This window comes from Cellulomonas olei, assembly GCF_039548315.1.
Classification (GTDB): Bacteria; Actinomycetota; Actinomycetes; order Actinomycetales; family Cellulomonadaceae; genus Cellulomonas.
Genome location: NZ_JBCLVN010000027.1, coordinates 85,117 through 97,645, shown reverse-complemented (window position 1 = coordinate 97,645; position 12,529 = coordinate 85,117). Strand labels below are relative to the sequence as shown.

The window sequence follows — 12,529 nt, the reverse complement described above, 5'->3', positions numbered from 1 at the left end:
CGGCCCCGCCGGCGCCGGCCGACGGGCGGCGGCCCCGGGGCACGGCGCGCTGAACCCTGCGGGGCGCAGCCGGCCCACCCCTCGGGGCGAGGCGCGCCCACCCCTCGGGCCCGCCGGGGTCCGCCGGCCGTGCCGCGCGGCGGCGTCAGGCGCCGAGGCGCTCCTTCACCTGCACCAGCGACGGGTTCGTCGCCGCGCTGCCGTCCGGGAACAGCACGGTGGGCACCGTCTGGTTGCCGCCGTTGACCTGCTCGACGAACGCCGCGGCGTCCGGCTGCTGCTCGATGTCGACCTCGCTGTACGCGATGCCCGCGGAGTCGAGCTGCGTCTTGAGCCGGCGGCAGTAGCCGCACCAGGTCGTCGAGTACATCGTCACGGTGCCCGCGGCGGGCAGGTCCTGCGTGGTGGTCATCGTCAGCCTTCGTCGGTCGGTCGGTCGTGCCACCGGGGCAACGCCGGGGGGCCGCGTCATCTTCCCGGACCTGGGGACGACGGCGCGACCTGTCGGTGCGGGGTGCGAGGATCGGGGCGATGCCTGCCGACGACCTGCTCGACGCCCTCGACCCCGACCAGCGCGAGGTCGCCCGTGCGCTGACCGGGCCGGTGTGCGTGCTCGCGGGCGCGGGGACGGGCAAGACGCGCGCCATCACCCACCGCATCGCGTACGGCGTGCGGACGGGGGCGTACGCGCCGACCAGCGTGCTCGCGGTGACGTTCACCGCGCGCGCCGCGGGCGAGATGCGCACCCGGCTGCGGGACCTCGGCGTCGCGGGCGTCCAGGCGCGGACGTTCCACTCCGCCGCGCTGCGCCAGCTCCGCTACTTCTGGCCGAAGGTCGTGGGCGGGGCCGTGCCGTCCGTCCTCGCGCAGAAGGCGCCCGTGGTCGCCGACGCCTGCCACCGGCTGGGCCTGGCGGTGGACCGCGTCTCGGTGCGGGACCTCGCGTCGGAGATCGAGTGGGCGAAGGTCTCGCGCATCACCGCCGAGGACTACGTGCGCGCGGCAGCCGCCGCGGACCGGCCCGCGCCGGCGGGGCACGACCACCACGCGGTCGCGCGGCTCATCACGGCGTACGAGGACGCCAAGGACGCGCGCGGCGTCATGGACATGGAGGACATCCTCTGGCTGCTCGCCGGGATGCTGGTCGAGAACGGCGCCGTCGCCGACGAGGTGCGGCGCCAGTACCGCCGGTTCGTCGTCGACGAGTACCAGGACATCTCCCCGCTGCAGAAGTTCCTGCTCGAGCAGTGGCTCGGCGGGCGCGACGAGCTGTGCGTGGTCGGCGACCCGAGCCAGACGATCTACTCGTTCGCCGGCGCGACGCCGCACTACCTGACGCGGTTCACCGCCGAGCACCCGCAGGCCCAGGTCGTGCGCCTCGTGCGCGACTACCGCTCGACGCCCCAGGTGGTCGGGCTCGCGAACGAGGTGCTGCGCCGGGCCCCGAAGGACCGCTCCGCGCGCTGGGAGCCGCTGGAGCTCGTCGCGCAGCGGCCGTCGGCGGGCCCGGTCCGGTTCGCCGTGTACGACGACGACGAGGCGGAGGCCGCCGGCGTCGCGACCCGCATCGGGCGGCTGGTCGCCGCCGGGACGCGGCCCAGCGAGATCGCGGTGCTGTACCGCACCAACGCGCAGTCCGAGGCGTTCGAGCAGGCGCTCGCCGCGGTGGGCATCGGGTACGTGCTGCGCGGCGGCGAGCGGTTCTTCGCCCGGCAGGAGGTCCGCGACGCGATCGTGCGGCTGCGCGGCGCGGCGCTCGCGGCGGACCCGGAGACCCCGATGCCGGAGACCGTCCGCGACGCGCTGCGGTCCGCCGGCTGGTCCGACGAGCCGCCCGCGGCGCGCGGTGCGTCGCGCGAGCGGTGGGACACCCTGCACGCGCTGGTGGCGCTCGCGGACGACCTCGCGGCGGCCGCCGCGCGCACCGGCGGAACGGCGACCGTCGCCGACCTCGTCGCGGACCTCGACGAGCGCGCGGCCGCGCAGCACGCCCCCACCGTCGAGGGCGTGACGCTCGCCTCGCTGCACGCCGCCAAGGGCCTCGAGTGGGACGCCGTGTTCCTCACGGGCCTGTCCGAGGGACTGGTCCCGTGGGCGTCGGCCGACACGGCGGGCGACGTCGCGGAGGAGCGGCGGCTGCTCTACGTCGGCATCACCCGCGCCCGCGCGCACCTGGAGCTCTCGTACGCGCGGTCGCGCACGCCGGGTGGGCGGGCCACGCGCCGCCGCTCCCGGTTCCTGGACGGCCTGTGGCCGCAGGAGGGCCGCGCGCGGTTCGGCGACGGACGGGCCCGCTCGGCCCCGCGCCTCACCGGGGACGCGGACCCCGAGCTGCTCGCCGCGCTGCACGCGTGGCGCGCCGACCTCGCGCGCCGCACGTCGAAGCCGTCGTACACGGTGCTCGGGGACGCGACCCTCGCGGCGATCGCGGAGCTGCGGCCGTCGAGCGTGCCCGAGCTCGCGCGCGTGCAGGGCATCGGGCCGGCGAAGATCGACCGGTACGGGCCGGAGCTGCTCGCGCTCGTCGCCGGGCGCGGTGGTGGAGCGGGCGCGTCCGGGGCCTCCGGAGCCCCGGCGGACGGTGTGACGACGTCGCGCTGAGGGGGCCGGACGGGGGACCTGCGGGTCCCGCCGGAAGTTTCTCCGGTAATTCGGTTGTGCGCCCCGGGCGGGCCCCTCTACGGTGATCGAGTCCTGATGGAAGGCCGCGCTGTGCGAGCAGCCGGCCCGCGAACCCGGAGGAGGTGAGGTGCGGTGAAGATCATGATCAACGAGATCGGCGTGGGCGCGTTCGCGCTGCCGTACCTGGCACCGACCCCCGGCACGCACCAGGGGACCACTGTGTCCGCCGCCGTCCGCGGCACCGGCTTCGGCCCGGCGCTCGGCGGCGCTCCCCGGCTGCGCAAGCGCGATCTGTCGCTCGCCCCCGACTCCCTCCCTGGAGGTCCGGTCATCTGAGTCGATGACCGAGCCGACCAGGCCGTGGAGTCCACCGGATTCCACGGCCTTCGTCCTTCTCCCGCTGCGGGAGGGGCGAGACGCGGGATCCACCCGCTCCCTCGTCTCACCTCGTCAGTCATCAGGAGGACACCGTGCGGCTCACCACGCTGCTCGACACGGTCAACCAGGGCGGTTCCGGACCCTGGCCCCCCGCCGAGAACGCCAGCGCCGCCGACGTGCAGTTCGACGCCCTCGTCGCCGGGCTCATCCCGTGCCGGTCGAACGACCCGGAGCTCTGGTTCGCCGAGCGCACCGCCGAGGTCGAGCAGGCCAAGGCGCTGTGCCGGACCTGCCCGCTGCTCGAGGGCTGCCTCGCCGGCGCCGTGGAGCGCCAGGAGCCGTGGGGCGTCTGGGGCGGGGAGGTCTTCGTCGGGGGCCAGGTCGTCGCCGTCAAGCGCGGCCGCGGCCGGCCCCGCAAGGACGCCAGCCCGGCGGCCTGAGAACCGGCGGCCGTCCGCCGTGTCACGTCGCGAGGGCGGCGCACCCGCAGTCCGGGTGCGCCGCCCACCGTCGTCTCCGGGGCTCCACCGCCGGCAGCGCGACCTCGTAGCGGGCGCCCGCCGTCCGCGGCGTCCCGCCGTCCAGGTGGGTCAGCACCTCCGCCGTCGCGAGCCCGGCGGCGACGTGCGCGAGCGCAGCGGGGACGCCCGCGCGGTCGCCCCGCTCGCGGAGGCCGAGCTGGGCGAGCACCAGCGGCCACGCCGGGTCGGCGTCGGCGTGGTGCAGGTCGAGGCAGCGCACGCACGCCAGCCCGGACCCCGGCCGCACGAACGGCCCGACGAGCGCGTCGGCCTCCCGCAGGACGACCGCCAGGTGCGGGACGCCGGTGGTCAGCAGGTGCAGCGCGGTGCCGGGGTCGGCGACGTCCGCGGCCACGGTCACGGCGACGTCGGGTGCCGTGCGACCGGCCGGCCGCAGCCGCACGTGCGGGGCGGCCGCGCGCAGCAGGCCGGCGGCCACCTCGTCCCGGGGCCGGCCGACGTCCGCCTCGCCCGCGCCCGTGCCGACGTCGGACGGGCGGACCGGGGCGGCGTCGTCGAGGACGAGCGCACCGACACCCGCCGCCGCGAGCGACTGCGCCAGGGCGAGGCCCGTGCGACCGAGCCCGGCGACGGCCACCGTCGCGCGGGCCCGGGCACGCAGGACGTCCCCGCCGTCCTCGTGCGCGCGGGTCAGGGCGTAGGCGTGCACGTCCGGCGCCGATGCCGGGAGCACGCGGGCCTCACGCGGGCGCCGGGGCCGGAGCGTGCCGGCCGCGGCGAGGTCCTCGAGCAGCTCGGCGGGCAGCCACGGGTCGAGCCGGCGGTCGCCGGCGCGTGCCAGCCGGTCCGCCTGCTCGGGCGTCAGCCCGCTGACCCGGACCGCCCAGCGGGTGTCCGTGCCGAGCTGCACCTCGTCCGGTGCGCGCCGGACCACGCGGAGCCCCGCTCTGAGCTGCACGGCGTCCCACCCCCGTCCCGTCGGTCACCACCACGGTGGCACGCGGGACGGGGGGTGGAGCCGTCGTCCACAGGACGGGTCGGTCAGGCCTTGCCGAGGATGCGGTTCAGCTTGGTGCCGCACACCGGGCACGTCGCCTTGGCCATGCGGCGCCCGGACTCGGACACGACGACCTCGCCCTCGGCCTGGCGCTTCTCCTTGCACTTCACGCAGTAGAACTCGCCGGCGTAGGTCTCGGCCATGTCGCACTCCTCGTCTCGTGGTGGCACGCCGGGAGCCCGGCGCCCGGGCCAGTATCCACGCCACCGGGGTGGTCCGGCAGGAGTTCCGGCCCGCCGGACCCGGGACGTCGCTCGATCGCCCGACCCCGACCGGCTACCGTGCTGGTCGTGCAGCCGTCGAGGGAGCACCACCCGGTGCCGGGCGTCCCGGCTGCCTCGGCCGCGCCCGGAGCCGCGCCGGCCGGCGACCCGGACCCCCGCCTCGGCCCCGTCGAGGTGCGCCGCTCGCGCCGCCGGTCGCGGACGGTGACGGCCTACCGCGAGGGCGGCCGGACGATCGTCGCCATCCCCGCCCGGTTCACGCGCGCGCAGGAGCGCGAGTGGGTGCGCCGCATGCTCGACCGGCTCGCCACGCAGGAGCAGCGCCGCCGGCCGTCCGACGACCAGCTCGTGCGGCGGGCGTCGGAGCTGTCGGCGCGCTACCTGGGCGGGCGCGCGGTCCCGTCGAGCGTGCGGTGGTCCGACAACCAGGGCCGGCGGTGGGGGTCCTGCACGGTGGCGGACGGCAGCATCCGGCTGTCCGACCGGCTGCGCGGCATGCCGTCGTGGGTGACCGACTACGTGCTGCTGCACGAGCTCGCGCACCTGCTGCACGCGGGGCACGGGCCGGAGTTCTGGGCCGAGCTGACCACGTACCCGCGCACGGAGCGGGCGCGGGGGTTCCTCGAGGGCTACTCGTTCGCCGAGCGCGCCCCCGGCGACCCCGTCGACGGGCCGGACGCGGAGCCCGAGCCGGACCCCGAGGCGGACTGAGCGCCGTTCACCGGCAGGCCTGCGGGCGGTCCACCTCGCCCGCCAGGCGCTCCCACTCGTCGTCGGACAGGGACGTCCCGCGCGTGGCGGTCGCGCAGACCCGGCCGAGCGCCCCCTCGACGGTGAGGTCCCACACCCGCGCCGTGCGGTCCGCGGCCGCCGCGGTGAGGTGCGTACCGTCGGGGGAGAACTCCACGCCGTACACCGTCCCGTCGGCGCCCGACAGGCTCGCCCAGCGGGTGGGGTGTGCGGGGTCCGTCACGTCCCACACCCGCACGGTCCCGTCGGTGCGGCCGACGGCCAGCCGGTGCCCGTCCGGGGAGAAGGCGGAGTTGGTGCCGTAGCCCTCACCCCATCGCAGCGGCGGGCCGAGCGGGTCGGGCGCGGCAGGGTCCTCCACGTCCCACAGCCACACCGTGCCGTCGTTGCCCGTGGCGGCGACGGTGCGGCCGTCCGGGCTGTACGCGGCGGAGTACACGTAGCCCGCCGGTCCGGTCACGGGGTCGCCCAGCGGTCGCGGGGCGGCGAGGTCGCGGACGTCCAGCAGCCGCACGGAGCCCGACAGCACGGCGGCGACCAGCGTGCCGCCGTCGGGGGAGAACGCCACCACGTACACGGCGCCGCCGAGGTCGCCCACCCGCCCGGTGGGCGTGGCGGGGAGACCGTCCGCGACGCCGCCGGAGAGGTCCCACGTCGTGACGGTCCCGTCGTCGGAGGACGCCGCGAGCCGCGTGCCAGTCGCGTCGAACGCCACCGTGTCGACCCAGTCGGTGTGGGCGTGCGCGGAGCCGAGCAGCACGGGGGCGCCGGGGTCGCGCAGGTCGTAGGCGTGGATCCCGCCCGTCGTGTCACCCACGACGGCGATGCCCAGGGCGTCCGAGACGGCCACGGCCCCGTCCAGCCGGGCGTCGCGCGGGGGTGCCGCGGACCCGCGGTGGCGGGCGCGGGCCGGGTCGGTGACGTCCCAGACGTGGACGCCGTCCGTCGTGCTGGTCACCACCAGCGGTGCGCCGGCCACCGTGCCGAAGGCGCCCTGCCCGGGGATGGACGCGAACCCGGCGAGCACCGGGCCCGGCTGCACCCACTCGCGCAGCACGCCGTCGGCCCCCGAGGCGTAGACCGCGCCGCCGTCGGGCGACCAGCGGGCGGCGAGCAGCGTGGTCGGGCTCGCCGCCCCGCCCGCGACGGCGCCCGTCGCCAGGTCCCAGACCCACAGCCGCTGGTCGGAGCCGGCGGCGGCCAGCAGCCCGCCGTCCGGGCTGAACGCCACGTCGTTCACCCACGACGCCGGACCGGTGAGCGTCGTGCCCACCTCGGGTGCCGCCGGGTCGCGGGCGTCCACGACGTGCACCACGCCGGCGGTCGTCCCGGCCGCCAGCGTCGTCCCGTCGGGGGACCACGCGAGGGCGGCGACGGGGGCCTCGCCGAGGGGCAGGCCCGGGGCGGCCGCGGCCGGGGCGGCGGGGTCGCGGACGTCCCAGAGGGTGAGCGCGCCGGTGGACCCACCCGCGGCGAGCACGCCGTCCCGGAGCGCGACCGCCTGGGTGGCGCCACCGGGCGCCACCGGCAGGACGGCGGCGGGCTCGGGCGCCGTCGGGCCGGTGCCGGGGCCGACGGTCCACAGGTGGACCGTCCCGTCGGACGCGCCCGCCGCGACCACCCCGTCGTCGACCGCGAGGTCGTACAGCGTCGCACCCGCCGCCGGCCCCGCGACGGGCAGCGGCCGGGGGTCGTCCGGGTCCTCGACCGACCAGGCGCGCAGCAGCCCCGCGTCGCCCCCGGCCAGCAGCCCGCGTCCGTCCGGCGTGAACGCGACCGCGTAGAGCGCGCCGTCGTCGACGGGCAGCTCGCCCACGGGGTGCGGCTCGTCGCCCAGCGCCCACAGCGCCACGGCCGACCCGTCGGTGGCCGCGGCGAGCAGCGCGCCGTCGGGGCTGACGGCGACGGCGTTGACGAGCGCGCCCACCGACCCGAGCCGGGCGGGGACGGCCGTGCCCGTCGTGGACAGCAGGGCGGACCGTGCCTCGAGGGTGCCGGCCGTCGCCAGCGCCGCGGCGGCCACCTGCGCGGACAGGTCGGGGTCCGTCGCGGCGAGCGACTGCGCCGTGACCGCGAGCTGCCGGGAGACCGCCAGGTCCCGCTCCCGCTCCCGGGTCCGGGACTGGGCCGCGGCAGCGCCTGCGAGCACCGCGGTGCTCACCGTGAGCACGGCGAGCCCGGCCGAGAGCACGCGGAGCCGGCGGGCCGAGCGCCGCTGCGCCGCAGCCTGCCGGTCCCGGGACCCGCGGCTCGCGTCGAGGTACGCGTTCTCGACGGCGGTCGCCGCCCCGCCCCCCGTGCGCCACGCCAGCGCCGCCTCGAGCTGCACACCGCGCAGCTCGAGGTCGGGGTCGCGGCCCGCGTCGTCCCAGTGCCGCGCGGCCTCCGCCAGCCGGCCGTGCAGCCGCAGCGCCTCCCTGTCGTCCTCGATCCACCCGGCCAGGCGGGGCCACGCCGTGAGCAGCGCCTCGTGCGCCAGGCGGACGTGCCCGCGGTCGGCGGTGAGCAGGCGCGCGGCGACGAGAGCGTCGACCACCTCCACGGTGGCGGCCCGGCCCGGGGCGTCCGCGGCGTCGCCGGCCGCGGACGTGCCCGCGAGGTCGTCCAGCGCGACCGGGCGGCCCGCGACGTGGTGGTCGCGCACGTGGACCAGGCCGAGCAGGACGCGCCGGGCGACCGCCAGCCGCTCCGGTGGCCAGCCCCCGACGACGCCCTCCGCCGTCTGGGCGATCGCCCCGCCCAGGCCGCCCACCGCCCGGTACTGCGCGAGCGTGAGCCGGCGACCGGACGCGGCGCGCCACGTCGCGTACAGCGCGTGGGACACCAGCGGCAGCACACCGGGGTCGAGCGTCCCGCGTCCCGCCGCCGAGGCGCCGGACGTCGCGTCGGCGACCAGCACGTCGACCAGGGCCTCCTCGACGTCCAGCCCGACGCGGCGGGCCGGCTCCTCGACGACGCGGCGCAGGTCGGCGGGCGTGAGCGGTGCCACCAGCACCGGCCGGTCCGCCAACCAGCGCGCCAGGCCGTCGTGCGCGAGGGCGCGGTCCACCACGTCGGCGCGCAGGCCGAGCACCACCGTCGTCCCGGCCGCGTGCAGCGCCCCGAGCCCGTCCAGCAGCGCCGCGCCCCCGTCCGGGGCGAGCAGCGCCTCCTCGAGCTGGTCGACCACGAGGACGCGCGCGCCCGTCGCCGCCACGAGGGCGTCCGGCGGCGGGTCGTCGCCCGGCGTGGTCACGACGGCCACGTCACCGGTCTCCCGCAGCCGCGCCACCAGCCCGGCGCGCAGCAGCGACGACTTGCCCGACCCGGAGGCGGCGAGCACCACGACCGGACCGGCCCCGGCGTCCGCGACCCGCGCCACCAGGTCGTCCACCGCGGCCTCCCGGCCGACGAACAGCGCCGCGTGCGCGACGTCGTACGGCGCCAGGCCGCGGTACGGCGCCTGCGCCGACGCCGGGCGCGGACCCGGGGCGCGGCGCAGCCGGCCGACGAGGGCCACCCACCCCGCGCGCTCCGGCTCCGGCACCCCGAGCGCGGCGAGCATCCGCTCGAACTGCCCCACGGTCGCCGGCTGCGGCAGGTGCCGGCCGGACAGGTAGCCTCCGGCGGTCCCCAGGGGCAGGCCGGCCAGCCGGGCCACGTCCCGCACGCTCAGCCCGGCGCGCTCCCGCAGCCCGGTCAGCGCCCGGGCGAGACCCGCGCGGTCGTCGACGGAGCCGGGGCCGCCGGGGAGGCCGCCGGACCGGCCCGACGCGTCCTGCCCGTCCCGGTCCTCCTGCGCGGCGGCGGGCTGCTCCTGTGCGGCGGCGGGGTGCTCCTGCGCGGCGGCGCGGGGCTGCGGCGCGGGTCCCGCGGGCACGTCCTCGGTGTCCATCGCGGCACACCGTACGTCCCGTCACGGGTCGGTCCCCGGGAGGTTGGGCCCAGGCCCGGGTGGCGGGAATGCCCGAACGGTCCCGAACGCCGCGCGAGGTTCCGCGCGCCGGTGCGCGCGGGTGACGCTGGGGGCGGCGTGGCCGGACGCCTGCGCCGCAGGGGGGCGTGGGCGCGGTCCCGTCAGGACGCCGGCAGCGCGCCGCCCGCGGACCGCCGGGCACGTGGCGCGCGGGCCGGGCCGGGGCCCCGCCGGGGACGCTCGTCGCCCCTCGTGACGCTCAGCGCGCCGCTCCGCCCCCGTCGGCGTCGCCGTCGCCGTCGCCGTCGGAGCCTCCGTCGGCGTCCGTGGTGCCGTCCGCCCCGGGCCGGTCCTCGGAGGTGCCCCCGCCGGTGGGTCCCGCGGTGCCCGTCCCGTCCTCGTCGAGGATCTCCGCGAGCGCGCGGTCGAGGTCGGCGTGCTCGTCCTCGGCGGCGGCGCGACGGGTGGCGTAGCCGGTGGGGTCGTCCAGGTCCTCGGCGGTCGGCAGCAGGTCCGGGTGGTCCCACACGGCGTCGCGCGCGGCGGGACCCTGCTCGCGGGCGATGTGCGCCCACAGCGCGGCGGCGTCCCGGGAGCGGCGCGGGCGGAGCTCCAGGCCGACGAGCGTGGCGAACGTCTGCTCGGCGGGACCGCCCGCGGCCCGGCGGCGGCGGATCATCTCGCGGAGCGCGACGCTGTGCGGCAGGTGGGGGAGCGCGGCGGTGGCGACGACCTCGTCCACCCAGCCCTCGACGAGCGCCAGCGCGGTCTCCAGCCGGGCGAGGACGGCCTGCTGCTCGGGCGTGGTCTGCGGCGCGAACACCCCGGACGACAGCGCTCCCTGCAGCGCGGCCGGGTCGGTGGGGTCGATGGAGCGCACCGACTCCTCGAGGCTCTCGAGGTCGATGCTGATCCCGCGCGCGTACGCGTCCACGGCCGCCAGCAGGTGCCCGCGGAGCCAGGTGACGTGCGTGAAGAGGCGGGCGTGGGCGGCCTCGCGCAGGGCGAGGAACAGCCGGACCTCCTCGAGCGGCACGTCCAGCCCGTCGGCGAACTCGGCGACGTTCCGCGGCACCAGCGCGGTCGCGGGCTCCGCGACGAGCGGCAGCCCGACGTCGGTCAGCCCGAACACCTCGCGGGACAGCGAGCCGGCCGCCTGACCGACCTGCATGCCGAACACCAGCGCACCGAGCTGGCGCATCATCGCGGCGGGGTCGAGCGCGCCGCCGCCCATCCCCGCCGGCAGCGCGAGGCCCTCGGGCAGCTGGCCCGGGAGCTGGTCGGCGAGCGTGGTGGCCAGGGCGGTGGACATGGACGTCGCCACCGGCTCGGTGAGCGTCCGCCACGTCGGCAGCGTCTGCTCGACCCACTCGGAGCGGGACAGGGCGCGCACCCGGCCGCCGGCGGGCGGCAGGTCGGTCGCGGCGTCCAGCCAGAGCTCGGCGACGCCGAGCGCGTCCGCGGCGTGGCGGGCCTCGGCGGGGCTGACGGTCGGGTCGCCGCCCTGCACGGCGACCTGCCGCGCCAGGTCGTGCGCGACGTCCCAGTTCACGGGGCCGTCCCCGCTGCCCGCGAGCATCCGCTGCACCTGGGCGACGACCTGGTCCACCAGCGCCGGGTCGTCCGGCAGGCCGGAGGCCCGCGCCATCTCGGCCGGGTCGAGGCCCTGCTCCCGCATCTGGCGCAGCGCCTCGTCCGCGTCGGGGCCGAACATCTGGCGCAGCATCTGCTCCCAGGCGGATCCGCCCGTGGGCTCGGGCTGGCGCGGGTCGTCGGAGGTCATGCGGTGCTCCCGGGGCTCGTGGTGGTGCCACCGTAACCACCGCCTCCGGCAGCGTGACCGGGCAGCCGCCGCGGTTCGCTCAGGGCGCACGGCGCCCGCCCCGGCCGTCCCGCGCACAGCGGGGTGGGGCATGATCGTCCGGTGCACGCCCAGCCCGACCTGCCGCCGGAGCCGTCCGCCGCGGGGGACGACGCCCTCACCGGCCCCGTCACGGACCCTGCCGCCCCCGACGCCGCCCCCGACGTGCCCGCGGCGCCGCCGGTGACCCGGCGCGCGGTGCTGCTGTCCGGGGGGACGCTCGCCGCGGCGGTGCTGCTGGTGGTCCTGCTGCTCATGCCGGTGCCGTACGCGGTGAACTCGCCGGGGCCGACCCTCGACACGCTGGGCTCGCACGACGGCACCGAGCTCATCACCATCGAGGGCGCGCCGACCTACGACGCGACCGGGGAGCTGCGGCTGACCACGGTGTCGACGACCGGCGGCCCGGGGTACCCCTCGAGCGTGCTGGGGGTGCTGGCGGGCTGGGTCAGCCCCTCGCAGCTCGTCGTCCCCGTCGAGACGGTGTTCCCGCAGGACGCCACGCAGGAGCAGCTCGACCAGCAGAACGAGGCCCAGATGGTGTCCTCGCAGGAGAACGCGACGGTCGCCGCGCTGGAGGAGCTCGGGTACGAGGTGCCGGTCACCCTGACCGTGCACGACGCCGTCCCGGGGTCCGGCGCCGAGGGCGTCGTCGAGCCCGGTGACGTGCTGCTCGACTTCGACGGCACGCCGCTCACGTCGTACGGCCAGCTCATCGACCTGCTCGCGGGCACCGAGCCGGGGAGCACCGTGACGCTCGGCGTCCGGCGCGACGGCGCGGACGTCGACCTCGACGTCGTGACCGGCGAGCGCGAGGACGGCGACGGCAGCCAGCTCGGCGTCTTCATCGACCCGGAGTTCGACCCGCCGGTGGACGTGAGCATCCAGATCGACCGGATCGGCGGGTCCAGCGCGGGCACGATGTTCGCGCTGGGGATCATCGACCGGCTGACGCCCGAGGACGAGGCGGCGGGGCAGGTCATCGCCGGCACCGGGACGATGGACCTCAACGGCGACGTCGGTCCCATCGGCGGGATCCGGCAGAAGATGGCCGGCGCGCTGCGGGACGGGGCGCGCTGGTTCCTGGCGCCGGCGGACAACTGCGACGAGGTCGTCGGGCACGTGCCGGACGGCCTGGACGTCGTGCGCATCAGCACGCTGCACGAGGCCCGGGAGGCCGTCGCGGCGATCGGGGCGGGCGAGACCGGCGACCTGCCGACCTGCACGGCGGGCGGCGCCGAGGGCTGAGCGCCCCGGGCG

10 protein-coding genes are annotated in these 12,529 nt (G+C 78.2%); 5 read left to right on the top strand and 5 right to left on the bottom strand.

All coding sequences use genetic code 11. From position 1 onward, the window contains the following. Positions 1 to 145 precede the first annotated feature (145 nt). On the bottom strand, positions 146 to 412 hold the full coding sequence (locus tag AAHH18_RS10235; protein ID WP_222170129.1) for a mycoredoxin: 267 nt from the start codon (positions 410 to 412) through the stop codon (positions 146 to 148). A 119-nt stretch (positions 413 to 531) separates the two neighbouring features. Between AAHH18_RS10235 and AAHH18_RS10230 the strand changes: the two genes are divergently transcribed. The 3 genes from AAHH18_RS10230 (at position 532) to AAHH18_RS10220 (ending at position 3,440) form a co-directional block, all read left to right on the top strand. Next, positions 532 to 2,601 (top strand): ATP-dependent helicase, encoded by a 2,070-nt coding sequence (locus AAHH18_RS10230; RefSeq protein WP_343301535.1) that lies wholly within the window; start codon positions 532 to 534, stop codon positions 2,599 to 2,601. Positions 2,602 to 2,754: 153 nt separating this feature from the next. Beyond that, a complete protein-coding gene (locus tag AAHH18_RS10225; RefSeq protein ID WP_222170127.1) occupies positions 2,755 to 2,958 on the top strand; it encodes a hypothetical protein in 204 nt (67 codons plus the stop codon). A 134-nt stretch (positions 2,959 to 3,092) separates the two neighbouring features. Next, on the top strand, positions 3,093 to 3,440 hold the full coding sequence (locus tag AAHH18_RS10220) for a WhiB family transcriptional regulator (protein ID WP_222170126.1): 348 nt from the start codon (positions 3,093 to 3,095) through the stop codon (positions 3,438 to 3,440). Positions 3,441 to 3,462: 22 nt separating this feature from the next. Here AAHH18_RS10220 and AAHH18_RS10215 read toward each other — a convergent pair whose 3' ends face one another. Together AAHH18_RS10215 and AAHH18_RS10210 are read right to left on the bottom strand one after the other, a co-directional pair. After that, positions 3,463 to 4,440 carry a ThiF family adenylyltransferase gene (locus AAHH18_RS10215; protein ID WP_343301534.1) on the bottom strand — a complete coding sequence of 326 codons (978 nt, stop codon included), beginning with the start codon at positions 4,438 to 4,440 and terminating at the stop codon, positions 3,463 to 3,465. An 83-nt stretch (positions 4,441 to 4,523) separates the two neighbouring features. Further along, positions 4,524 to 4,682, bottom strand: a complete 159-nt coding sequence (locus AAHH18_RS10210) for a DUF5679 domain-containing protein (protein ID WP_283319617.1) — start codon at positions 4,680 to 4,682, stop codon at positions 4,524 to 4,526. A 255-nt stretch (positions 4,683 to 4,937) separates the two neighbouring features. Between AAHH18_RS10210 and AAHH18_RS10205 the strand changes: the two genes are divergently transcribed. Next, a complete protein-coding gene (locus AAHH18_RS10205; RefSeq protein WP_343301538.1) occupies positions 4,938 to 5,474 on the top strand; it encodes a SprT-like domain-containing protein in 537 nt (178 codons plus the stop codon). A 7-nt stretch (positions 5,475 to 5,481) separates the two neighbouring features. On the opposite strand, the gene AAHH18_RS10200 is transcribed toward AAHH18_RS10205, so the two are convergent. Further along, positions 5,482 to 9,387 (bottom strand): nSTAND1 domain-containing NTPase, encoded by a 3,906-nt coding sequence (locus AAHH18_RS10200; RefSeq protein ID WP_343301533.1) that lies wholly within the window; start codon positions 9,385 to 9,387, stop codon positions 5,482 to 5,484. Between the two features lie 280 nt (positions 9,388 to 9,667). Further along, positions 9,668 to 11,191 carry a zinc-dependent metalloprotease gene (locus AAHH18_RS10195; RefSeq protein ID WP_343301532.1) on the bottom strand — a complete coding sequence of 508 codons (1,524 nt, stop codon included), beginning with the start codon at positions 11,189 to 11,191 and terminating at the stop codon, positions 9,668 to 9,670. Positions 11,192 to 11,332: 141 nt separating this feature from the next. Between AAHH18_RS10195 and AAHH18_RS10190 the strand changes: the two genes are divergently transcribed. Continuing rightward, positions 11,333 to 12,517: a YlbL family protein gene (locus AAHH18_RS10190; RefSeq protein ID WP_343301531.1), complete on the top strand. Its 1,185-nt coding sequence runs from the start codon at positions 11,333 to 11,335 to the stop codon at positions 12,515 to 12,517. The last annotated feature ends 12 nt before the right edge of the window (positions 12,518 to 12,529 follow it).